The organism is Pectinatus brassicae, from assembly GCF_014201835.1.
Lineage (GTDB): Bacteria > Bacillota > Negativicutes > Selenomonadales > Selenomonadaceae > Pectinatus > Pectinatus brassicae.
Genome location: NZ_JACHFH010000026.1, coordinates 1 through 23961 on the forward strand (window position 1 = coordinate 1; position 23961 = coordinate 23961).

Here is a 23961-nt window from a genome sequence, read left to right on the forward strand (position 1 = left end):
AGCATTTCAAGCAGTATTGGATTGGTCTTTTGCCAATCTCTATATGCATATTTCTATACATACTGACTAGTTTGGTCGCCTAACTCACGACTTAAATCACGAGTGTGCGGCTCCCATTTAATCAATTTTGAGTTCATTTAACTGGGAAACTTCATGACTATCGGTTTTTCTCATGCCACCTGGAAAATCTGCTGCGATTACTCCAGCTGCTGAGAGGGATGTTTCGTTACCCTACAGGCCCATACCTGAACGGCCGGCTCTATCTTGTGCCGCACGTACCATAATCGCTTCTGATTTTACAGCTTCGATTTCCCATGGTGTCCCAGGTGTTGGATCCTTTCCTTTTATTGTTTGTAATACACCATCAACAATGGTATCTACGATTGGTTCTTTTGCATAAGATTGATGTATTGCTAAAAAATGTTCTTCGGAACAAGGTGCACCAGTAGGACCGCCTTGAATGATTGGTGAACAAGCATCGGTATGTTTTCTGCATTTAACTAATCTGCCATGCAATCCAACTTCACCAAACTGGAATTCCTTTGGTGCTTTAGCTAATGCATCCAATACTTCCTGTTCGGTATATTTTATGACACGTTTTGTGTCTATGCAATAAATACCACAAGTTACCAACATTTCCATGCCTGCTTTAAACAAGCGTTTCATCATACCCATATCGGTTGGTATTATTTGATTTTTATCTAATTTGATATCATATTTTTTCTTCAATTCCGACGCTGTGCGTGGAATCATTTTAAAATCCCATTGTTTTTCGTCTACTTCAGGCCCGGTCTTAGCTCTGTCATAGACATCAAAAACAGTTACTGGCTTTGCTGCTACTGCCATGAGATATCACCCTTTCCATAAATATTTTTATAATTTATTTTTTGCAGTTGGCAACTAGTGCTTTGGCTTTTTCAACAGCTTCAGCTGCATTATCAGCATATGCATCAGCGCCAATGCTTTCTACCCATTCAGGCGATACTGGAGCACCGCCAAACATACATTTGAATTGGTCACGAATATTTTGTTCTTTCAAAATGTTTATAATATCTCTTTGAGCAGGCATCGTTGTTGTCATAAGTGCTGCCCCAGCAATGATATCAACATTATATTCTTTAGCTTTAGCAATTACATCTGTAGTTGCAGCATCACGTCCAATGTCGATTACTTCAAAGCCGCTTGCTGAAAACATAGTTTTTACGATATTTTTACCGATATCATGAATATCGCTTTCTACTGTAAAAATCAATATTTTCCCCAAGCTGGTTGCATTTTTTTCATCAGCTGACATTTTGCTCGTTATAATGCTTACTGCATTTTCAAAAATTTCAGATGCCACAACCAGCTGTGGTACAAAAGCTTCCCCTTCATCAAACAAATCACTTTGTACCTGCATCCCGGCACCCAAGCCCTCATTAATAGCTTCAATCGGATTAATTCCAAGTTCTAAAGCCTCTTTAGCAGCTTCTTCCCCCAAGTCTTCATCTAATTCAGCTATTGAGTTCTTTAATTTTTCTAATACTTCTTCTTTTGAACTCATGTACGCTTCCCTCCTAATTTTGTAACTAAATCAAATAACGGTATTAACTTATTTGATTTAGTTACATTATAACATCTATTATATTAATTTCAAGATATTATCAAATATTTTTTTACTTTTATTATAAATGGCAATATGGACTTTCACCATGTTGACTATAATCCAAGCCTGCTTTTTCAACACTTTTTGATACACGCAATTTGATAAATATGCCAATCACTTTCAAAAGTATTGTCGTTACAATTGCTGATACACATATGGAAACAACTACACCAATTATCTGAATCAAAACCTGATGCGGATTGCCATATAACAGGCCATTAGCACCAGCCTCATTTACTGCGGTCGTTGAAAATACACCAGTAAGAATCGCTCCGCAAATCCCACCTACGCCATGGACACCAAATGCATCTAAAGAATCATCGTACCCCATAGCTTTTTTTACATATGTGACAGAAATAAAACATACAATACTTACAATAACCCCAATAGCAAGTGCTGCCCATATTTCAACAAAACCAGCAGCTGGTGTAATACCTACCAATCCTGCTAAGGCTGAAGTAACAACCCCCATTAAAGTACACTTGCCAAAAACAATTTTATCCATAATTGCCCATGTTACTACCGCAGCTGCTGAAGCAACACCAGTATTAGTAAACGCCAATACCATCAATTCATTAGCCCCAAGTGCACAGCCAGAATTAAAACCAAACCAGCCAATCCATAATACAGCTCCGCCTAAAAGAACATATGGTAAATTATTGGGGACAAAGGAAGCTTGTCCAAAGCCATAGCGTTTTCCGACAATATATGATGCTACAAGTCCTGACACACCAGAAGAAATATGTATAACAGTTCCTCCCGCAAAATCCAGTGCTCCAAGATTTCTAATTACACCACCAATCCCCCATACCATATGACAAAGCGGATCATAAACAAATGTCGCCCACAAAACAATAAAAATTGCATATGCTGAAAAATTCATGCGTTCAGCAATCGAACCACTTATAATTGCTGGTGTGATCACCGCAAACATCATTTGAAATAATGCAAATTCCATATGTGGGATAGTTGGCGTATAATCGGCAAACGGTGTTAAACCAACACCATTAAAACCAGCCCATTGTAAATTACCTATAATCCCGCTGATATCCGGACCAAAGGATAACGAATATCCCCATAAAACCCATTGAACAGCAATAAGACCCGTAGCGATAAATGACATCATAATTGTATTTAACAGATTCTTTTTTCTTACCATACCGCCATAAAAAAATCCCAATGCAGGTGTCATAAAAAAGACCATCAAAGCGGCAAATGCTACATAACCTACATCAGCATAATTTATTGTAGATGCCGGCTGTTCTCCAGCTGCCATTGCAATAGTTGGCATCAACATAATTATTGCTGATAATAATAATATATTCCCAAATTTTTTAAACATAATTTCATTTCCTCCATATTACTCATAATATTTTATTTATTATCAACTATTGCTGCGCCGCCTTCTTCTCCTGTACGTATCTTAACTGCATTATTTATTTCATAGACAAAAATTTTGCCATCACCTATTTTCCCGGTATAAAGGATCTCCTTAGCTGCTTTTATAAGTGCTTCAACAGGTGTTTCATAAATAACTATTTCTATTTTTATTTTTGGATGCAGTGAAATATCTACGATATTTCCGCGGTAACGTTCAATATGCCCCTGTTGCAAACCACAACCATAAACATTGCTTACGGTCATTCCAGTGACACCGATTTCATTCATTTTTTCCTTAAAATCTTCTAATTTTTCCGGTCTTGTAATAATATCCACTTTATATAATTTTTCTGCCATAAAAATCCTCTCCTTTTTTTAATAAGACTCTCTGTTTTTATCCAGTAATTTCAACGCTTAATATTCTCTACCTCCTTATAAAAAAACAAAGAAGCTTACAGACTTCTACTGAAAAGTCTATAAGCTTCTTTGCTTTATAACGGTATTTTTTTTTTTGTTATTATTGCATATTATAGCATAAGCTTTTTATTATTGCAATATTTGCATGATAAATTTATTTTTCATAATAAAAAGGTCTGTAATAAAAAAATCAGCATATACTATATCACTGTATCAATATAGTATATGCTAAACCAATTTTTTACTGTTTAAAAAGAAAATTTTCCCTGCCTGCTTTCATAAAAATCTAAAATTTTCGTACTTGGCTGCGGACGACTGATAAGATATCCCTGCAAATAATCACAATTTAATTTCTGCATGGCTTCAAGCTGTATTTTATTTTCAATACCTTCAGCAACAACTTGAATATGCGTTTGATGGGCTAATTGAATAATTGTACCAATAATAGCTGCCCCGTTGGCAGTATTATCAATTTCCTGAATAAATGACTTATCTATTTTCAATATATCGATTGGTAAGCTGCTCAAATATCTTAACGAAGAATATCCTGTGCCAAAATCGTCTAATGAAATATGGATTCCCATACTTCTAAGTTCTTTAATTTTTTCTATATTCTCTTCTAATGATTCCATTAAAATACTTTCAGTAATCTCAAATTCCAGAGCATCCGGTGAATAGTTTTCTTCACGCATAATCTTCTTCACTCTTTGTAAAAAATCTTCTTGCATAAGCTGACGCGCTGAAATATTTACTGCTACACGTATCTTTGTTTTAGCCTTCTTCTTTAAAGAATTGCCAAAACGGCAGGCAGCACGCATAATCAATTCACCCAACGGTATAATTAATCCTGTCTCCTCTGCCAATGGAATAAAATCAAACGGCGGCATCAGGCCCTTGCTAGGATGCTCCCATCGAACTAACGCTTCAAAGCCTGTAATAACTCCTGAAAGGATGTGGACCTGCGGCTGATAAAAAGCCACAAGCTGATCAAGCACTAATGCTTGCTGCAATTCATTTTCCAGGCGTAAACGCTTTATTATAGAAAGCTGCATCTCTTCTTCAAATAGTTTCCATGTCTTTTTACCTTGTTTTTTGGCATGATGAAGCGCTGTAGACGCATTTGCCAAGACTGTATCACCAGATACTGCACTTGCTAAACAAACAATCCCCACACTGGTTGATACAATAATTTGGTTTCTACAAGCATAAATAGGTTTACTAAATAATCCCAAAATTTTTTGTGCCCATTTTTCAATTGACTGTACTTCTATCTTCCTTAGAAAAAAAGCAAATTCATCACCGCCTACACGTACCACCATACCAAATTCAGCCAAGTTTTCTACTAATCGCTCGGCAATGCCTACTAGTAATGCATCCCCACAGGCATAGCCCCAAGTATCATTAACAGCCTTAAAATTATCCACATTTAATAAAAACAGTGCGCCCGATACATCCCTTTTCCCTATTAAATATTCTTTAAGACTTTCCTGTAATTTTACAGCATTGGGCAAATCGGTCAGTGAATCATGATATGCCATATGGTGTATTCTTTCTTCCTGCTGCTTGCGTGTTGTTATATCAGAATAAGAACCTATCATTCGCAATGGCAGTCCTTTGGTATCAAAAATAACCTTTCCCCTGGCCAAAAGCCAAATCCAACGTCCTGAAGGTACCTGCCAGCGATATTCAATAACATAAACCTCCTTGTTCTGCCCCTCCATATGTTCCTGTAGTTTCTTTTCTCTTCGCACAAAATCTTCTGGATGGATACGACAATTCCATTTTTCTGATAATCTTTCAATAACGACCAGCGGTTGATCAAAATCTACTGTTGTATTGGGAACCAAACCAAGCTTTTTAGCCCAAGCCGTAGAAATAGACCATATATCTTTATGAATATCCCAATCCCAAATTGCATCACTAGACACTTCAATGGCAATTCGATAGCGCATTTCACTTTCTAATAATGATGCCTGAGTTTTTTCCAGCTCAGCAATTCTTTGCTGCAATTCTGGATAATAGCTTTTACGAGCAGATGATTCCCCTAGTCCAATCAATAATTCTCTCTCAAAATTAAACCCTTCTTTATCATCAAAAAGCTTGCTCATAAACAGCTGTCACATCCTTTACTGTCATCGGTTTTGGATTTGTTGACATACAAGCATCTCGTAAAGCATAGTCAACAAGCTGTGGCAAATCGTCATATTTTACGCCTAAATCTCGCAAAGTATTACCAACCCCTATCCCGCGGCGAAAACGCTCTACTTCTTCACACAATTTACTGCCTATTAATTCCTTGGCTGTATTTTCAATCTGAACCTCCCACGGCTAAAGTCGCGGGGTTCCTGCTTCATAGATAGTTGCGCAAAAAACACGTCTTACATTATCTCCACAGGCTATCCCCGTAGTTCCTACGGTTCTTATATATGTTATTACACTGCTGTGTTTAAAATTCTTAATCCTTCATTGCGAATGTTTATAGCGGCATTTATGTCTCTGTCATGATGTGATTTACATTCAGGACATTCCCATTGTCTTATAGTAAGGTCTTTTATTTCTTTATTTTGATAACCACAATTATGACAAAGCTGACTTGATGGATAGAATTTATCTATTTGCATTATTTCTTTGCCATACCACTGAGCTTTATATTTTAGCTGGCGAGTAAATTCTGACCAGCTGGCATCTATAATGCTTTGGGCAAGTTTGTGGTTTTTCAGCATGTTATTTACTTGTAATTCTTCTAAGCAGATAACATCGTAGTTTTCTATAAGTTTGAGCGAGAGTTTATGCAGCATATCTTTTCGCTGATTTGCAATACGTGCCTGTAAGTGAGCCACTTTGATTCTTGCTTTATTTCTGTTTGCGCTGCCCTTTGTTTTTCGGGACAAGCGTCTTTGCAGTTTGGCAAGTTTTTCCAGTGACTGTTTGAGGTATTTATGATGGGGATGTTTGTCGCCATCGGAGGTAATTGCAAATTCTTTTAAGCCAAGGTCGATACCGACATAGTTGTCAGTTCGCTTAAAAACAGGTTTTTCTACTTCGGTGCAGCATAGAGATACAAAGTATTTACCATCAGGCGTTTGTGATATTACAGCGTTTAAGATTCTGCCCTGTGGTATTTGTTTGTCTCTTATTTTTACTTTACCCAGCTTGGGAAGTTTTATCTTTGTTCCCAAAAATTCAATGTTGCCATTGGTAAAGTTTGTCTTGTAGGATTTATGCCTGTTCTTTTTTGACTTGAATTTAGGAAAACCAACATTTTTACGTTTAAAGAAATTCTGATAGGCCATATCGAGGTCTTTTAACGAGTTTTGTAGGGAACATTTATCCGGCTCTCTCAGCCAGATGTTCTCTTTTTTTAACTGCGTTAAATTTCTTGAACACTTGGAAAATGTAAGTGTTGTTTTATCATCTTGATATGCTTTAATTCGCATAGCGAGATAGTGGTTAAAGACATATCTTACACAGCCAAATGTTTTTTGTATCAGTATTTCCTGTATTTTGTTGGGGTATATCCTAAATTTGAAGGCTTTTTCCATAACATACTCACTTTTCTTTGCATCTTTACAAGATTATCACCTGATTACCTTAAAAATAACATGCAGGCTTTAGAAAAGCAAGTTTTTCATAGTAACATATATAAGAATCGTAAGTTCTTTTTTAGTCGTATTGGGGAGGTGTCGTTCACACAGGTTCGCTACTTCCCATGCGGTTCTCTTATGAACTCCTTTATGTTTCCATAAAGCACAGACTATATCTTATCCTTCGGCATTATCCGTTAAGGTCTGCCCACTTCCGGTCGCTTGACCGTACTTCCCTCAAGAGGAATAGTCGTTGGGGATTCTCCTGTTCGGAGCTTTCCTGCTGATTGTCCATTTCTTTAGTGTTTAGGGTTTAACCATGCACCATACAGTATATTTTTTCTACTTTCGTCACCGTCACGTTTGAGTTTATTTCATCTTTGCGTTGTGGCTATACTGTCTTTAGGAGTTTCCAGCATTTCAAGCAGTATTGGATTGGTCTTTTGCCAATCTCTATATGCATATTTCTATACATACTAACTACTTTGGTCGCCTAACTCACGACTAAAGTCACGAGTGTGCGGCTCCCATTTAATCAATTCCCATCATTTTTCCAATAGCCTGAAATTTTTCCGGACAAGCAGAATAATTATATTGTATAACCGGCCCCAGTAAAATTGCATTACACTCTCCATGGGCTAAATCAAGAAAACCACCTAAACTATGTGCCATTGCATGTGCAGCTCCAAGAATAGCATTAGAAAAAGCGAGTCCCGCCTGTAAACTTGCCAACATCATTTGCGCACGCCAGCCCACATCATCTGGTTTTTTTATAACTTCCGGCAAAGCTTCCCAGACAAGTTTGATTGCTTCTAAAGCATGCAAATCAGTAATCGGCGAACTGGCATTTGATACATATGCTTCAATCGCATGCGTTAGTGTATCCATGCCACAGCAAGCTGTTAAATAGGGGTTCATTGTCACTGTCACCTCAGGATCAAGTAAAGCCACATCAGGAACAACTGCTTTACTAACAATAGCAATTTTGCACTTGCGTTTTTCATCTAAAATTATCGAAAATTGCGATACTTCTGAAGCACTGCCGCTGGTCGTGGGCAAACAAATAAGCAGTGGCATCGCATGGGGAATTTTATCAACACCTTCAAAGTCAAGAATATTAGAACCATTAGCCGATACAATACCAATACCCTTGGCACAATCCATAACACTGCCGCCACCAAGGGCTATAAGGCCATTACATTGTTCATCTGCAAATAATCTGGCACCTTCCATAACCTCTTCTGAACGGGGATTTGGCGTGATGCGCAAAAACTTTACATATGAAATGCCCGCCTTTGTCAAAGATTGTTCAACATCCCTAACCCAATTTGTTTCATCGTCAAGACTTTTATCACTGACTAACAATACTTTATGTGCACCAAAATTAGCTGCATAACGCCCAACAAGATGCCTTGAATTAAGACCGAATACAAATTCTGGTGCCACAAATTTGCGCAGCTCAAAAAAATATGTATGATTCTTGTTCACGATAATCCCTGCCCCCTTAATCTATCCAATTTATATTAAGGAACAACTTATATTTTGCTAATATTATATTTAATTATTAATTCGTGTTCATAGATGATTTCCCTGCCAGTTTTAACAAAGAAACCCACCATAACACTAAAAACAGTTTGCTGCTAATTTAATCAGCGAACTGCCTAGTTTAGTGTAAAACATATTTAGTTTTTCGATATATTTTATATTAATAACTATTTGTTATCTTCAACAACAAATTCTGCAGGAATTGCTTTTATAAACCGACTTATCTTATTTAAGCGATTATGCTCACTTATCTTACTCCAGCTTATAAACAATTGTTTTTTTGCGCGTGTTATCGCCACATAAAACAAGCGTTTTTCTTCTTCGATATTGCCTTCTTTTATTGCTAAATATGCTGGAAATATCCCATCCTGCATTCCCGCTAAAAACACATAATCAAATTCAGTACCCTTGGACTGATGAATTGTTATTATCGGAATACGTGGTCTTTTTAAGATTATTCTATCCATCTCACTATTAGATAAAGCCGTTAATTTCAATAAATTTTCCAAGGCATCACGCGAATTCATTTTATTGTCATCAATATCTTTTGCTATAAGATACAATTCACGTATGCGCTCAATACGCTCAGGCTGCTTTCGATAATATTCCTTTATTCGAGTCACATTCATAATTTTAGCAATAAGGTCGTAAGGACGGACGATATGGCTGTTTGCAGCTAATTCCTGCATTTGCACAGCAATCCATCTAAATTGATCAATATAGCGGGCAATATATTCTATTCTTTTCTCCGCAGTTGGTTTTATATTGATGTCAATAGCATAAATCAGTAGTGCTGCTGTCGCCAGTACATCATCTAACGCGTTGTGGGTAGGTTTATCTTCAATAGCAAAATAATCACTTAAATAGCCTAATTTATGATTAAGTAAATTAGGATAAAAACGTCTGAAGATGTCAAGTGTATCATAAAAAGTTAAAAATGCTATTTTTTTAAGTTTTAAACGATTTAACTGACTGCTCAAAATACTTATATCATAGCCGACATTATGACCAACAATTACCGCATCACGTGAATATTCCACAAATTCCTGCAAAACAATTTCAGGATTTTCGCCATGTTCGCGTAAATATTCATCAGAAAAACCATGTACCTCGTAAGAACTGCCTACAAGCTTGTCAGACTGCAATATTCGAACAAATTTATCTTTTACTTTACCGCTTCTATCTATTTTTATAGCTGCAATCTGGATTATCTCATCACGACTGGTATCAGTCCCCGTACTTTCCACATCAAATACTATTATATTTTCCTTATCAAGTGCCTGTGTCAACACCGCAAAAGGATCTATCGCCTCTTCATAGATTTTATTGTCAATAAAGTCCGTTAAACTTATCCCAACTTTTCTATATTCATCTGACTCAATAGTCTCGATTGTTCTTGTTCCAATCCCCGCAGCAAATTTTTGCAATACACGTTTAAAACTAGCTGCATCATATTTATTTAGCAGCAGGCGTAAAAAAGCAATTACATCTTTTATTTCCTGACGACGAAAAAATTTAAATTCATCAACTAAAATGAAATTAAGCTTTTCATCCTCTGGTAAATCACTGTTTATAAGATGAAAGTTTTCACTTAATCTTTGATTGTATTTGTTGCTGCGTGTCAAAATACCTATTCTCGATATATCCGCAAGATTAAGTTTCTTTATCTGGTTATATAGCCATTGGGCCTCCTGCATGGCTGCTTTGCTTTCATGCAATATGATTTTAGTACCATTTTGCTCACTAGCTGCCTTAATCTTATATTTATAAACATCATGAACTTTTTCTCCAAATAGATTATTTAAGCATCCATATGACGCCTCCAATAATAATTTTGTTGCCCGATAATTTTCATCAAAAACAACTATTTGCGGCTTATAATCCTGCACATACTTATCTAAAATAGTTGTAGGATTAGAGCCACGCCATTCATAAATAGTTTGAAAATAATCACCACATAATAAAATATTATTATTAGCAAATAATTGAGATATGATTTTATACTCCAATTCGCTGGTATCCTGCATCTCGTCAATATTTAGATACTTATATTTTTTTTGCCAAATATTTAATATTTCGCTGTTGCGAAAAAACTGATAGGCAGTACTGATTAAATCCGTAAAATCAAGACCATGCATTTTTTGTAACTGACTGTTATAGTCACAAACAAATTCAGCACCTTCAGCTTTAAGCCATGCCTTCATTTTATTATCAGTGAAATAATGGGCATTAACACAGATTTTGTCAATTCGTTTATTTTCTTCTATATATAAACGATAAATAACTTTTTTATAATCATCTAATATATCTTCCGAATAAATATCATAAACAGCTCGGTATTCTTTAGCCAAATTAATAAAATTCTGCAGCGATTTAAGCATAAAATTATACTTATTAAGATCACGAACTATATCTATGCAGTCATCTTCGTCAAAAATTATAAAATCAGTAAATAAATCAGAATGTTTCTTAACTTCGGCCTTAACAATATCATAGCAAAACGCATGAAAGGTCTTAATAGGAATATTGCTGCCATCATCTCCAAGCATGGCAACGGCTCTTTCCTTTATCTCCTTGCAGGCCTTATTAGTAAAAGTAAGACAAAGTATTTCTTCAGGCAGTGCCCGCTTATCTTGTATAATTTTTATTATTCGACATAATAAAGTATTTGTTTTACCAGTGCCGGCCGAAGCACTAAGCAAAATATTATTATCTGCTTCATTTACTATCTGCAATTGTTTTTTATTTAAATTATTAAATATAGTATTTTCCATGATTTATCCTATCGTATAATATTATTGATAAAAAAATATCGTATGCTATACTAAAAACATAAAAGGTGCTACCGGTAAACGGTCAGCTTCAAAACGATTAAGCATAAAGTAAGCTGCCTAGTTTTGCAGACGAGGGCGGCTTACTTTTTTCATAAAAGTACCACAAGAATAATTAAAAATAACAAAGTTATATTCGTTTTATTCATGGGATATCACCCCATTTCTGGAGCAATATTATCCACCTACCGTTTGGTAACACCTAAAATTAGTATAACACAATATAATTGTTGAAAAAAGCTGAATTTACAGGATATATAAAGGATTATGCGATAATTACGGGAAATTGTGCTGGCTTATTAGTTTACATTTGTAGAATATAAGTATTATTTTATGAGAATGTTAATAAATTGCTGTAGTTTGTTTTATAAACATTTTAAGAATTATAGTTACTGAAAAAAGGAAAGTAATACATTATAGCGAATAACATATAGTAATCTATATAAGGAGAATTGCTTATGCCGAAAAAAAACATCTCCAATCATTTTGCTATTACCTTATTTCCCGAAAGGGACTTTATTGATACTACATCCTTTGTAAAAACTTACAAAAATTTTCTTGTGCGCATAATTGCGCATGGCCATCCATCAGAGGATACAAAAACAATGTATTTTTCGCAAATCGATAATTTTCTGCGCTGGTCACAAAAAAATAATAAAGTTGAGCCGTTGCAATGCAAAAAACATCATATTACCACTTACCGTGATTATCTTTATAATAAAAACCTTAAAGAAGCTACCATTTCCTTTAAACTGACTGCCATAAGAAAATTTTATCAGGCTGCTCAACAGTTAGCCTTGATATCTTCTAATCCGGCTGATGATATATTTGCTTTAAAAACAGCTAGTGATAAACCTGTTACTGATAAATATTTGACTGAAGCAAGTCTGTTGGAATTAATTAATATGCTCATTATAAAAGACAGCAATGGCAATTATATTGAAGAAATGCTGCGTGACCGCCTGATTATAGCTTTTATGGGCTTAGAAGGACTGCGTACAGTTGAAATTCATGGTATGAATGTGGAAGATATTGGCTGGGAAACAAAAACTATTTTTATCCGTGGTCAAAAACACAGCGATTTTATTTATCCACACGATGAAGTCCTATCTTTATTACAACAATATTTACAAATAAAGCAGGGACCTATCCCCCGTGATAAAAGTGGCACTCCTGTATTTACTATTGTAAGCCATAATAACCAATTTTCCCGTATATCACGTCAGTCCATTCGAAAGGCCATTAATGCTTTATTAAAAAAAGCTCATATTCGCACAGATAACAAAAAAAATTATTCCTGTCACTTATTGCGCCATACCTGCGGTTCGTTGATATATAATAAAACCAAAGACTTGCAATTAGTTCAGGAAACAATGCGTCATCGCGATCTGAAAAGTTCCAGTAAATACGCCAAACGACAAAAAGTATTTTTACAGCATTATGCCAAAAGCCGCCCAGTGAAAATGGATTAATAAAAATAACCATCCAACAAAAAGCTGGATGGTTATTTTCATTAATTATGAGCACATTCATCGACTAAATATGCTATAGACTGGTAGCATATGCCACTTTTGGCGGATAGTCCGACTTCGCAGGTACGGCTGTTAGAATAGCCATGTGTGCAATCAGTTGGAATTGCTTCATTAAGATGTTCCAATGCTGATTGATTTAATTCTGGATTAGTAAAGCCCTTATCACCAGAAAAACCACAGCAATGAACCTTTTCTGGTACAACTACTTTTCGTGCACAAGCTTCTGCTATTGCTTTAAATTTTTCAGCATCACCCATTTTTCTAGAGCTGCATGTTATATGGAGCATTACAGTTTCATCAGTTTTTTCCAAATGCAGTTTATCGAGCAGACAATCATAAATAAATTCTACAGTATCATATATTTTTAATTTTTTTGTCATTACTTTCTTCATGCGGTAAACACATGGGCTCGTATCACATAGCACTGGATATTTTCCATTTTCAGTAACTTCCAACAACATTTTTTCCAAATTGGCACTCATACTGTCCGCTATGGCAAAATATCCTTCACTTTCAAAGGGCATCCCACAGCAGTATTTATCAAGATTTTCCGGTATTATTACTGCGTAACCCGCTTTTTTGAGCAAGGAAAGCATTACATCATTAAGCTGTCTTTGGTCATAATCTTTTTTAGCCGGCCCCATCATACGCGTTACACAGCTCGGATAATAAATTATTTTCGGCTTATCCGCATCGGCTGCCGTAAGCACATTACTTGGTGTATGTCCGCTTTTAGGCATCCACTCTGTCCATTGTGGTATTTTCCCCTCACTGGACTTATGCAGTTTTTTCGATATATAGTTCATCGCCGCTGTCCCTATTACTGAATGCGCCACATTGGCACCGGTAAGTCCAAGTTTCATCACACTGCTGACTCCGGCAAAATGTTCATCAATAAATTTAGCAGCATGCTGCGATTGTTCCGTTTGGTGATGAAGAGAGCGTTCATATTTGGTAAAATCACCAGTGTTAATCGAAAGAGGGCATTCCAGCTGACATAAACCATCAACGGCACAAGTTTGTTCTCCCAGATAATTAAATTCATCCTTAAATCGTTCCATCAGCGCATTATTTTCACCGGTAAGTTCCAACCGTGCTATTTCGCGTTGTGTTGCCGTTCTTTGCCGTGGGCTGAGAGTAAGATTATGTGACGGGCAATGCGCTTCACAGTAGCCACATTCAATGCATTTATCAATAATATCATTTGCCTTAGGCATAGCTTTAATGTTTTCTACAAAGAGTTCATAATTATCAGTTATGATTACATCAGGATTTAACATTCTCTCCGGATCAAAGGCTTTTTTTATACGCTGCATAATTTTATAAGCTTTTTCACCCCATTCAAATTTTACAAATGGAGCCATATTTCTGCCCGTGCCATGCTCTGCTTTTAGTGACCCGTCATATTGTTTAACAACGAATTCACAGATATCTTCAATAAATTTTTTATACTGCAGTCTGTCTTTTTCTGTTTTAAATGCCTGAGTAAAGACAAAATGCACACTGCCATCCAGCGCATGTCCATAGATGATACCATCACTATAACCATTGTCATCCATACATTTGCGCAGTGTTGTTACAGCATCTGCTAATTTAGCTTTAGGAAAAGCTACATCTTCTATAATTACAGTTGTTCCTACTTCCCTCATCCCACCAACAGCTGGAAATATTCCTGAACGAATTTTCCAAAACACTTCATATTCTTTAGGAACGGCTGTAAATTCTATGGGCCGCAAAGTATGCATATCTTTCAGCACATCTTTGACCGCATCGATCTGCTGATATAATGCTTTTTCTTCACTGGTACGTATTTCTACTAATAATGCCGTTGCCTTATCCGGCAAATCTTTTATATAAGAAGGTATGCCTTCCTTCTCTTCTACTGATTTTAATGAAACTCTGTCTAAAAGTTCAGCCGCAAAAACCAATGGTCTGGATAATTTCATAACAGCCAGGCAGGCTGTTTTTATATCAGGAAATATCATCAGGGCTGAAGCCTTATATTTATGGTCGATTACTGTTTTATACGTAATTTCAGTAATAACTGCCAAGGTACCTTCCGAGCCAATAATCAAATGTTTAAGGATATCTATTGGATCATTATAATCGACAAATGAATTTAGAGCATAGCCTGTAGTGTTTTTAATTTTAAATTTATGGGCTATTAACTGTCCCAATTCACTATCCTTTTTTATTTCATTGCGAATATTTTCTAATTCTTCAATCAATTCTTTATGCGTTTGTTTCCAATTTTGGCAGGAATCTTTATCTGCTGTATCAAGAACCGATCCGTCCATAAAAACAAGTTTCATATCCACCAATGTATGATAGCTGTTATCTGCTACGCCACAGCACATACCACTGGCATTATTAGATGCAATCCCTGCAACTACCGCATGACTGGTTGACGCGGGATCCGGACCGATTTTTCGCGCATACGGCTTTAAATATAGATTAGCTAGTGATCCTAATACTCCAGCCTGCAGAGTAATTTTATTGCCATTATCAGTAACTAAATGATTCTGCCAGCCTTCTGTCATAACAACAAGCACCGAATCCGTCAGTGACTGTCCACACAGGCTGGTACCTGCACCACGAAAATTAAGTGCTATTTTTTTCTTTCTTGCTTCATTAATTAATTCTATTACTTCTTCAATGTTTCTAGTCTTAACTACTATCTTGGGGGTCATACGATATAAGCTTGCATCGACACCATATGCATAAGTAAGTACTGGATCTACAACTATTCTTTCCTTCGGGATAACTTGAGCGATACTATGATAAAACTCCTGATACTGTGTTGGTAAACTATTAATATCCTTGATTATATTTTTTGCTGCTGTCATATAATATCACCTTCACCTTTATTTATAATATTAAACCATTTATCTTCTGAAAAATTCGATAAATTATCTAATCTGCAATATGAATACTATAAGTCCATAGAAAAACTTCTCTATACTCATACTATAAATTTATTCTGTGAATAGTCAATATATGGTATCGTTCAACAAAATTGACTTGAAAAATAATTCAATTATCACCCTTTATTTTTTTTACTTCTACACTGCAATAAAACAAAGTATTTATCAAGTAATTGTAAAACATAAAAATATTATAGTATCTTTTATATTTTATACTAAAATAGTTTTTTCAATAAATTGCCATATTTTTCAACTTATTTTTTATATTGTATTTAGGCACTTTTCCTGTAATTATCGTCGAGAAAGGTAAATTTCACTTGAATTTATTTGATTTTTCCGATTCAATTGCTACAATTTGATTCTTTGTAAAAAAAAGCTCCTGCTCTTATCAGCAGAAGTTAAGTTTGTTATCTATAAAATTAATAAATTGCTATTTACATCTTTTAGTCCTGTAATTCTTTCATAACCTGGATTTGATTGGAAATTTCTTCTATTTCCTGCTCCAGTTCTTCAAATTCTCCATAAAGAGTATCTAAATCTGGCATATTTGTTAAATCACACTCTCCTTTCTCCTAATTTTCAACTCAATCATTGGCTTATTTATAGTTTGTTCTTCCATAAATCTTGCTTATTATAACACATAGTTTTTTATTTTACTATCATTTACTAATATTTTTTTCAAAAAGTTTACATAACTGTTTTTTTAAAAATTATTATGTATATTTTTTCATTCTAATCCCCTTTTTTATTACCTGCTGCGATCGTTTATCTATGTCTTTTTCATTTTTTATGTTTTTGTAACATCTTATATTATACGTATTCTGGAATTTACACATTACACCTACTAAAGTAAAAAAATTACCACTATTATTCATAGTGGCAAAATGAAAAAGAAATGGATGTTTCTTATTATAAAACTAAAATAGTATAAAATGATTATATCTACATTAAAAATATGTTAATTATATTCACATATCAATAATAATTGTTTATTACAAAGATCCCCTTATAACTTATCATACAGATGAATTATAAGGGGATCTTTAAATATTATACATATTTTTTTAAAATCACATCTTAGGACCAGTACTTAAAATATCATCATCCATTTCACCTTTAAACTTCCGGACATTTTTAGCAAATAAATCAACTAATTTTGCCGCTTGGCGCTTATAGGCAGCCTTATCTGCCCAAGTATTTATCGGTTTCAAAATATCAATAGGGACCTCCGGACAAAAATCTGGTACTTCCACTCTAAATATTGAGTCGGCTACCCAGCCCACATTATCGAGTTTGCCATCTAAAGCCGCACTTAGCATTGCTCTTGTATATTTTAGTTTCATACGCGAACCAATGCCGTAAGGACCACCAGTCCAGCCTGTATTTACCAAATACACCTTAGTATTATGTTCCTGAATTTTCTTTTCCAATAGGCGGGCATATTTAAGCGGTGAAAGCGGCAGGAACGGTTCACCAAAGCCAATAGAAAATGTTGCCTGTGGTTCAACTATACCGCGTTCCGTACCAGCCACCTTACTGGTATAACCTGACAGGAAATGATACATAGCCTGTTTAGGGTTTAGCCGTGAAATCGGTGGGAGCACACCAAAAGCATCCGCCGTTAAAAAGATAATGGCATTAGGATGTCCAGCCATGCTTGGATGAATTGCATTAGGAATATAACTCAAGGGATAGGCTACTCGTGTATTTTCCGTATAACGTGCATCATCATAATCTTCCTTGCGGGTTCTTGGATCTAAAACTACATTTTCCAAAACTGAACCATATTTTACAGCCCGATATATTTCCGGTTCAGTATCTTCGGTAAGATGGATACATTTGGCATAGCAGCCGCCTTCAATATTAAATATACCATTTTCACTCCAGCCGTGTTCATCATCACCAATTAATTCACGATGGGGATCAGCAGATAATGTGGTTTTCCCTGTACCGCTAAGGCCAAAGAAAATAGCACTCTTCCCATCTTTGCCTACATTAGCCGAACAATGCATCGACAATATCCCTTTTTGCGGTAAAATATAATTCATTACCGAAAAAATTGCCTTTTTCATTTCACCGCAGTATTTTGTGCCGCCTATTATTACCATTTTATAGTCAAAATTGATAATTACAAATGCTTCTGAATGAACTGAATCTTCCAGTGGATCTGCTAAAACACTTGGGCAGCATACTAAAGTAAAATCATGCGGTGTTGTTGGTGGTATTTCTGGATTTATAAATAATTCTTTCAGAAACAAATGCTGAGCTGCATATTCCGTTATGCATTTTACCTGCAGCTGATGTTCAGGATCAGCACCAACAAAATTGTCACTAACATACATCTTATGGTTTTTAGTAAAATTTCTTATTTTGCAATATAATCGCTTAAAAGTATCCTCTGTACAAGGAGCATTATTAGTCCAGCTTACAATATTATGTACCGATGGTGTATCAACGATAAACCTATCTTTAGGCGACCGACCTGTATATTTTCCGGTATATATACAGATAGCGCCTCGCTTTGATAACATGCCTTCCCTATTTATTATTGCTTCTTCAAATAATTCTGGTACAGTAAGGTCACGTGCAATGGTGCGTGTTACAGATAAAATATCTTCAGCCGAAAAATCCTTGTTATACATAATATCAACTTCCTTTACTATTAATCTATAATTTTAACCTTCGACCTTCTATAGTATATATAATTCTCGTTTTTTTATACTTTTCCTGCTGTTTTTTTAATAATATAAATATTATAATAATATATCTTTATCGATACACACTGGTAAATTTATAGCAAAGTACTTTAATTTCTTAACAAGAGCCTTTACTTTAGATTGTGATTTTTATATAATTAAATGAATGTGTAATTATACAAATTTGGAGGTAGAATATTTTGAAATACATGAGCGGCAATGAATTGCGGGAAAAATTTCTGCAATATTTTGCACAGAAGGGCCATCTGCGTCTGCCCAGTTATTCTTTAATTCCAGACAACGATCCTTCTTTACTGATGATTGGTGCAGGTATGGCACCATTTAAACCATTTTTTACAGGCAAGATGAAGCCACCTTGTACTCGTATAACTACCAGTCAACGCTGCGTGCGTACTGGCGATATAGAAAATGTGGGCCGCACTGCCCGCCATCAGACTTTTTTTGAAATGCTGGGAAATTTTTCTTTCGGTGACTATTTTAAGGAAGAAGTTATTCCTTGGGCTTGGGATTTTCTTACCAAAGAATTAGAACTCCCCGCTGATAAATTATGGGTTAGTATTTACCCTAAAGATGATGAAGCTTATAAAATTTGGACAGAAAAAACTTCTGTAAATCCTAAGCAAATTGTAAGAATGGATGATAATTTCTGGGAAATTGGTACCGGTCCATGCGGGCCTGACTCCGAAATATATATTGACCTTGGTGAAGATCGCGGCTGTGGCAGCCCTGATTGTGCTCCTGGCTGTGACTGCGACCGTTATCTGGAAATCTGGAACCTTGTGTTTACCCAATATGATCATACAGAATCCGGTGACTATGAACCATTGGAAAAGAAAAACATCGATACCGGTGCTGGTCTTGAACGCCTTGCCTCTGTCATTCAGGGTAAACCTACCAATTTTGAAACTGACTTATTATATCCAATCATTGAATATGCCTGCCAGGTATCTAATGTAGAATATAATAAAGACAAACAATCTAATGTATCACTAAAAGTTATCGCTGACCATGCACGCAGTATTGCTATCATGGTAATGGACGGTATTTTACCTTCTAATGAAGGACGCGGCTATGTACTTCGCCGTATTTTACGCCGTGCTGTACGCCATGGCCGCATGTTGGGCATAGAAAAAGCATTTCTTGCTGATGCCATCGATGTTGTTGCTAAAATTTATGAAGGTGTTTATCCTGAACTTGCAGAAAGAAAAGATTACATCAAAAAAATTATCAGCATCGAAGAAGAACGCTTCCATCTTACATTAACTCAGGGAATTTTCTTACTTAACGACGAAATAGAAAAATTAAATGCTGACAACAAAAACGTTCTTGATGGTCAAGTTGGCTTTAAGCTCTATGATACATATGGTTTTCCTTACGAATTAACAGAAGAAATTCTGCATGAAAATCATCTTTCTTTGGATAAAGACAGTTTTGATAAAGCAATGCAGGCTCAGCGTGAACGAGCCAGAGAAGCTCGTCATGATACCGCTAAATTAGACATACCTGATTTACGCGATCTAAATGTTGAAAATCTTAAAACTGATGATAATGCTAAAACGGCTAAAGTTGTATGCATATGGAAAAATGGTGAGCTTACCGATTCTTTGCAAGACGGTGATGAAGCTGGTATTATTCTTGATGTTACCCCATTTTATGCTGAAGGCGGCGGACAAGTTGGTGACTGTGGTAAATTTACCAGCGAACTTGGTAAACTGACTATTACTAATACCAAAAAACTGCCTAACGGCGTAATTTATCACGTTGCTTATGTAGTTGAAGGCAGCCTCAATGTCGGTGATACGGTAAATATGCAGATAGATCTAGCTGCTAAAACTGCTTCGGCCCGCAATCATACAGCTACCCATTTACTGCAGGCCGCACTGAAAAAAATTGTCGGCGATCATGTCAACCAGGCTGGATCAGCTGTAAACACTGAACATTTACGCTTTGATTTTTCCAATTTTGAACCTGTAACTGCCGACCAATTAGCCCAGGTAGAACAAATGGTTAACGCTGAAATATTAAAAGCACTGCCTGTAGAAATAAATCATATGAAGCAGGATGAAGCTAAAGCTAAAGGTGCTATGGCCTTATTTGGGGAAAAATATGGCGATGTTGTCAGAGTTGTTTCCGTTGGTGATTTCAGTATGGAATTATGCGGCGGCAGCCATGTACACAATATCGGTCAAATAGGCTTATTTAAGATCATCAGCGAAAGTGGTGTTGCTGCCGGTGTGCGCCGTATTGAAGCAATTACTAGTGAAAAAGCTTATAGCTATGTTAACAGTCAGATACAGACATTAGCTACTGTTGCTTCTCTCTTAAAAACTGATAGTGCCGACATTGCTGCTAAAACTCAATCTGTACTCGATGAAAATAAAGAATTAAAGCAGGAAATCCATAAGATGAAAGACCTGCAATTAAAAGCTGATGCCCAAGAACTGCTTTTAGGCCTAAAAAAATATGATGATATCAATGTTATTGCCGGAAAAGCAAATGCCAATAATATGGATGAATTACGCACCATGGCCGACAATACCTGTGATAAAATAGAAAATGGCGTTGTAATTTTGGGAGCTGTAAATGATGATAAGGTTAATTTAATCGTTAAGGTTTCTGATTATGCTGTAAAAAAAGGAATTCATGCCGGAAAAATTATCAAAGAAGCTGCCCAGGCAGTAGGTGGTAATGGTGGCGGACGTCCTAATATGGCACAAGCTGGCGGTAAAATCCCGGCAAATCTGCCTGATGCTTTTACTAAAGCAGTTGAAGCATTAAAAACACAGCTCAAAATGTAACAATGCATCTTTTCTTTTCCCTGAAAGGAATGTGATTTTTATGTCCAATATGGAAGAAACAATGATGTTCAAATTTGGCACGGAAGAAAACCGGGCTGCGGTTATACTTAAAGAAGCCTGCACAGCGATGCAGGAAAAAGGCTATAATCCAATAAACCAGTTGGTTGGCTATTTATTATCCGGTGATCCTGCCTATATAACCAGTCACGAGGATGCTCGCAGTAAAATCCGCAGCATCGAACGCGACGAGCTTTTATCAGAATTAGTTAGATTTTATTTGGACAAAAACAAACCATAAGCAGGAGGATACAATGCGTATCATGGGTCTCGATGTGGGTGATAAAACAGTGGGTGTAGCCATCAGTGATGCGCTTATGCTCACTGCCCAAGGTATAGAAACTGTACGACGACAGTCATGGGAAATTGACTTAAAACGCTTAAACGAACTTATTGAGGAATATTCCATTGATAAGATAGTAGTTGGTTTACCACGCAATATGAATGGCACTGAAGGGGAACGCTGCGATGTTGTAAGAGATTTTGCTGAACACTTAAAAGAAGTTGTCAGCACACCTGAAATAATATTTTGGGATGAACGTCTTTCAACCGTCGCTGCTGAAAAATACCTGGTAGCTGCTGATGTCAGCCGCGCCAAACGCCGCAAGATTATTGATAAAATGGCTGCTGTATTTATATTACAGGGATACCTTGACAGTAATCCGCAAAAATTATTCTAAAAAAGGCCGTCGTATGTTTTATTAACATGCGACGGCCTTTTTAGAACAATTTCATATTAAATTATAAATTTATTCACCAATATCTGATAAAATTTTATCTATCTGCGCAAATACTGCCAAGGCCTCAGAAAAATCCTGTTTTATTGATGTATATAATAAATCTACGTGTAAACTTTCATAGCGTTTTTTTATTTCCGCAGCCGAAATAATATTTTGCCATGATCCATATGCAAACTTACCTACGGGATCATAATCTCTTGCTGTAGCACGTTTTTTAATATATTCTATATCCGTTTCCTTGGTTAATCGTAGAATTCGCCGTAATTCATCGGTATTTTTAAGAAACTCCTGTATATCTAATCGATCCATAAGTTTTTTTATATCATAAATATGCCGCACCTTATTTTTTAAAGTACCACATAGTGCATGACGTTTTACAGCCAGCAATTTATCAATAAAAGTACGACGAATGTCTAATACATTAACAAAAATCTCATGCCATCCATATTCTTTTAAAAGTCGCTGTTCCTCACGTGCTTCTAAAAATTCCTGCAGATATGATTTTATAGGACGCATTTCAAATGGCTCAGGTCTGACTACTGCACCAATTTCCAGTTTTATGCCAGTATCTTTCAACATATTATTCAGCCATACCTGTGAACTCTTATTTCTATCATTACGCTCAGCATTAATTGGCTCAAAAAAACACTCTCCAATTAATATTTTTTCTACGATTTTAAGTTCTCTACTGAGTGCCTTCTTTTTTATATTGCCTTTTGGTAAATAAGTCAAATCAATATCTTCCGAAAATCGTTCAATAGAACCAGGATAACATTTACTTAATGATGTTCCTCCTTTAAATACACAATTTTGTACATATTCTGTTTCAGCAAGATTTCCTAAAATCTTACATATAAGGTAATCTTTTTGTATTGCCATTTCCGGAATTCCCTTATATATACTAGTCATTTGCACAAGATCCTTAAAATTTTTCTGCTTATCAAGCTCCATACTTACTCTCCCATTGCGGAATATTATATTTCGAAGTTGCATTTAAGTATTGCTTCAATGTGTTCCGTATCCCATAAGCATCTAATATTTCCTTTAAAAAAGCAATTGTCCGTTTTTTATATCCCATCTGGTCATAAATTCTCGCAAAAATATTTTCATCAAAATTCTTTACAATTTTATTGCAATATGCAATAAAATTTCTCTGATTAAAATCTTCTATTTTTTGATAGTTTTCTAGAATCTCCAATAACTCTATCGTGGGCAACATTTCGGGCTGATAAAATGATGTTAGTTTATTCAATCGAATATTCTTTATTTTTCCCTGTGTTACATGACTCTTTTGGGTATAAATTTCTATCTGTTTAGATATTTGTGTTGTCAACCTATATTTATTATACAGACGATATCCTGTTTCAAAACCATAACGATTATTATCGCCAATAAAATATGCTGTAATTTCATATTCTCCCGCAGGTACCGCTCCAAACCTTGTTTGCCTTGGTTTACAATATACTCCCCTGCTCAAGCGAATTAATTTTCCCATCTGATTCATCCGTTCCATTGTTTTGAGAAAAGATGCTTCTGTCATTTCAGAAAATTTTTTCAAATACAATTCCCGCGCAATAAAAATTGTTTTTTCTGGATTTTTTTCAAGATACCTTGAAATTATTTCCATTGACATTCAACAACACCTCCTCTTGTTTTAATTATATCTTTATTTTTTTATTTGTGTCAAGTTTTTTTGTTTTTTACTCGACACTATATACAATTTGAATAACTTATTAAATTGTATAAAAGATATTTATCACTATAGGAAAAATTACAGGCTCTTTCGCATAA

Annotated in this window: 16 protein-coding genes and 1 pseudogene; 4 read left to right on the top strand and 13 right to left on the bottom strand. The window is 35.6% G+C overall.

Annotated elements, in window-relative coordinates:
• Window positions 1-117: 117 nt before the first annotated feature.
• From HNR32_RS09840 to HNR32_RS09880, 9 genes and pseudogenes are all read right to left on the bottom strand, one after another.
• Window positions 118-846 (bottom strand): annotated as a pseudogene (locus HNR32_RS09840) (monomethylamine:corrinoid methyltransferase).
• A gap of 34 nt (window positions 847-880) precedes the next feature.
• The gene (locus HNR32_RS09845) at window positions 881-1543 is read right to left on the bottom strand and encodes a cobalamin B12-binding domain-containing protein (RefSeq protein ID WP_183862166.1); all 663 of its coding nucleotides are present in this window, start codon (window positions 1541-1543) and stop codon (window positions 881-883) included.
• 121 nt (window positions 1544-1664) lie between these two features.
• Window positions 1665-2987 carry an ammonium transporter gene (locus tag HNR32_RS09850; protein WP_183862168.1) on the bottom strand — a complete coding sequence of 441 codons (1323 nt, stop codon included), beginning with the start codon at window positions 2985-2987 and terminating at the stop codon, window positions 1665-1667.
• A gap of 32 nt (window positions 2988-3019) precedes the next feature.
• Complete coding sequence (locus tag HNR32_RS09855) at window positions 3020-3382, bottom strand: P-II family nitrogen regulator (protein ID WP_183862170.1); 363 nt, start codon at window positions 3380-3382, stop codon at window positions 3020-3022.
• Between the two features lie 308 nt (window positions 3383-3690).
• Complete coding sequence (locus tag HNR32_RS09860) at window positions 3691-5550, bottom strand: putative bifunctional diguanylate cyclase/phosphodiesterase (protein ID WP_183862172.1); 1860 nt, start codon at window positions 5548-5550, stop codon at window positions 3691-3693.
• Window positions 5534-5719 (bottom strand): iron-containing alcohol dehydrogenase, encoded by a 186-nt coding sequence (locus HNR32_RS09865; protein ID WP_183862174.1) that lies wholly within the window; start codon window positions 5717-5719, stop codon window positions 5534-5536. The genes HNR32_RS09860 and HNR32_RS09865 overlap by 17 nt, the downstream gene beginning before the upstream one ends.
• A 155-nt stretch (window positions 5720-5874) precedes the next feature.
• Window positions 5875-6984 (bottom strand): IS200/IS605 family element RNA-guided endonuclease TnpB, encoded by a 1110-nt coding sequence (gene tnpB, locus HNR32_RS09870; protein WP_183862176.1) that lies wholly within the window; start codon window positions 6982-6984, stop codon window positions 5875-5877.
• A 573-nt stretch (window positions 6985-7557) separates the two neighbouring features.
• The gene (locus HNR32_RS09875) at window positions 7558-8514 is read right to left on the bottom strand and encodes an iron-containing alcohol dehydrogenase (RefSeq protein ID WP_183862179.1); all 957 of its coding nucleotides are present in this window, start codon (window positions 8512-8514) and stop codon (window positions 7558-7560) included.
• Between the two features lie 224 nt (window positions 8515-8738).
• On the bottom strand, window positions 8739-11345 hold the full coding sequence (locus HNR32_RS09880; protein WP_183862180.1) for a 3'-5' exonuclease: 2607 nt from the start codon (window positions 11343-11345) through the stop codon (window positions 8739-8741).
• A 515-nt stretch (window positions 11346-11860) separates the two neighbouring features.
• Here HNR32_RS09880 and HNR32_RS09885 point away from each other — a divergent pair.
• Window positions 11861-12874, top strand: coding sequence for a tyrosine-type recombinase/integrase (locus HNR32_RS09885; RefSeq protein ID WP_183862182.1), 1014 nt, complete (start codon window positions 11861-11863; stop codon window positions 12872-12874).
• Window positions 12875-12915: 41 nt separating this feature from the next.
• Here HNR32_RS09885 and HNR32_RS09890 read toward each other — a convergent pair whose 3' ends face one another.
• Both HNR32_RS09890 and pckA read right to left on the bottom strand, forming a co-directional pair.
• Window positions 12916-15780: an FAD-binding and (Fe-S)-binding domain-containing protein gene (locus HNR32_RS09890; protein WP_183862184.1), complete on the bottom strand. Its 2865-nt coding sequence runs from the start codon at window positions 15778-15780 to the stop codon at window positions 12916-12918.
• 1148 nt (window positions 15781-16928) lie between these two features.
• Window positions 16929-18500: a phosphoenolpyruvate carboxykinase (ATP) gene (gene pckA, locus HNR32_RS09895; protein WP_183862186.1), complete on the bottom strand. Its 1572-nt coding sequence runs from the start codon at window positions 18498-18500 to the stop codon at window positions 16929-16931.
• A 254-nt stretch (window positions 18501-18754) separates the two neighbouring features.
• Between pckA and alaS the strand changes: the two genes are divergently transcribed.
• The 3 genes from alaS to ruvX are packed head-to-tail and all read left to right on the top strand — an operon-like array spanning window position 18755 to window position 22110.
• A complete protein-coding gene (gene alaS, locus HNR32_RS09900; protein ID WP_183862188.1) occupies window positions 18755-21373 on the top strand; it encodes an alanine--tRNA ligase in 2619 nt (872 codons plus the stop codon).
• A 40-nt stretch (window positions 21374-21413) separates the two neighbouring features.
• Window positions 21414-21671, top strand: coding sequence for an IreB family regulatory phosphoprotein (locus HNR32_RS09905; RefSeq protein ID WP_183862190.1), 258 nt, complete (start codon window positions 21414-21416; stop codon window positions 21669-21671).
• A 13-nt stretch (window positions 21672-21684) separates the two neighbouring features.
• On the top strand, window positions 21685-22110 hold the full coding sequence (ruvX, locus tag HNR32_RS09910; protein ID WP_183862193.1) for a Holliday junction resolvase RuvX: 426 nt from the start codon (window positions 21685-21687) through the stop codon (window positions 22108-22110).
• Between the two features lie 69 nt (window positions 22111-22179).
• Here the strand turns inward: ruvX and HNR32_RS09915 are convergent, their stop codons facing one another.
• Together HNR32_RS09915 and HNR32_RS09920 are read right to left on the bottom strand one after the other, a co-directional pair.
• Complete coding sequence (locus HNR32_RS09915; protein ID WP_183862195.1) at window positions 22180-23121, bottom strand: nucleotidyl transferase AbiEii/AbiGii toxin family protein; 942 nt, start codon at window positions 23119-23121, stop codon at window positions 22180-22182.
• Complete coding sequence (locus HNR32_RS09920; RefSeq protein WP_183862197.1) at window positions 23111-23797, bottom strand: hypothetical protein; 687 nt, start codon at window positions 23795-23797, stop codon at window positions 23111-23113. Before HNR32_RS09920 ends, HNR32_RS09915 begins: the two co-directional genes overlap by 11 nt.
• Window positions 23798-23961: the final 164 nt, after the last annotated feature.

Bases quoted from the DNA above. Each gene is read 5' to 3' on its own strand.
- HNR32_RS09845 (WP_183862166.1), bottom strand. From the start codon at position 1,543: ATGAGTTCAAAAGAAGAAGTATTAGAAAAATTAAAGAACTCAATAGCT.
- HNR32_RS09850 (WP_183862168.1), bottom strand. From the start codon at position 2,987: ATGTTTAAAAAATTTGGGAATATATTATTATTATCAGCAATAATTATG.
- HNR32_RS09855 (WP_183862170.1), bottom strand. From the start codon at position 3,382: ATGGCAGAAAAATTATATAAAGTGGATATTATTACAAGACCGGAAAAA.
- HNR32_RS09860 (WP_183862172.1), bottom strand. From the start codon at position 5,550: ATGAGCAAGCTTTTTGATGATAAAGAAGGGTTTAATTTTGAGAGAGAA.
- tnpB (WP_183862176.1), bottom strand. From the start codon at position 6,984: ATGGAAAAAGCCTTCAAATTTAGGATATACCCCAACAAAATACAGGAA.
- HNR32_RS09880 (WP_183862180.1), bottom strand. From the start codon at position 11,345: ATGGAAAATACTATATTTAATAATTTAAATAAAAAACAATTGCAGATA.
- HNR32_RS09885 (WP_183862182.1), top strand. From the start codon at position 11,861: ATGCCGAAAAAAAACATCTCCAATCATTTTGCTATTACCTTATTTCCC.
- HNR32_RS09890 (WP_183862184.1), bottom strand. From the start codon at position 15,780: ATGACAGCAGCAAAAAATATAATCAAGGATATTAATAGTTTACCAACA.
- pckA (WP_183862186.1), bottom strand. From the start codon at position 18,500: ATGTATAACAAGGATTTTTCGGCTGAAGATATTTTATCTGTAACACGC.
- HNR32_RS09905 (WP_183862190.1), top strand. From the start codon at position 21,414: ATGTCCAATATGGAAGAAACAATGATGTTCAAATTTGGCACGGAAGAA.
- ruvX (WP_183862193.1), top strand. From the start codon at position 21,685: ATGCGTATCATGGGTCTCGATGTGGGTGATAAAACAGTGGGTGTAGCC.
- HNR32_RS09915 (WP_183862195.1), bottom strand. From the start codon at position 23,121: ATGGAGCTTGATAAGCAGAAAAATTTTAAGGATCTTGTGCAAATGACT.
- HNR32_RS09920 (WP_183862197.1), bottom strand. From the start codon at position 23,797: ATGGAAATAATTTCAAGGTATCTTGAAAAAAATCCAGAAAAAACAATT.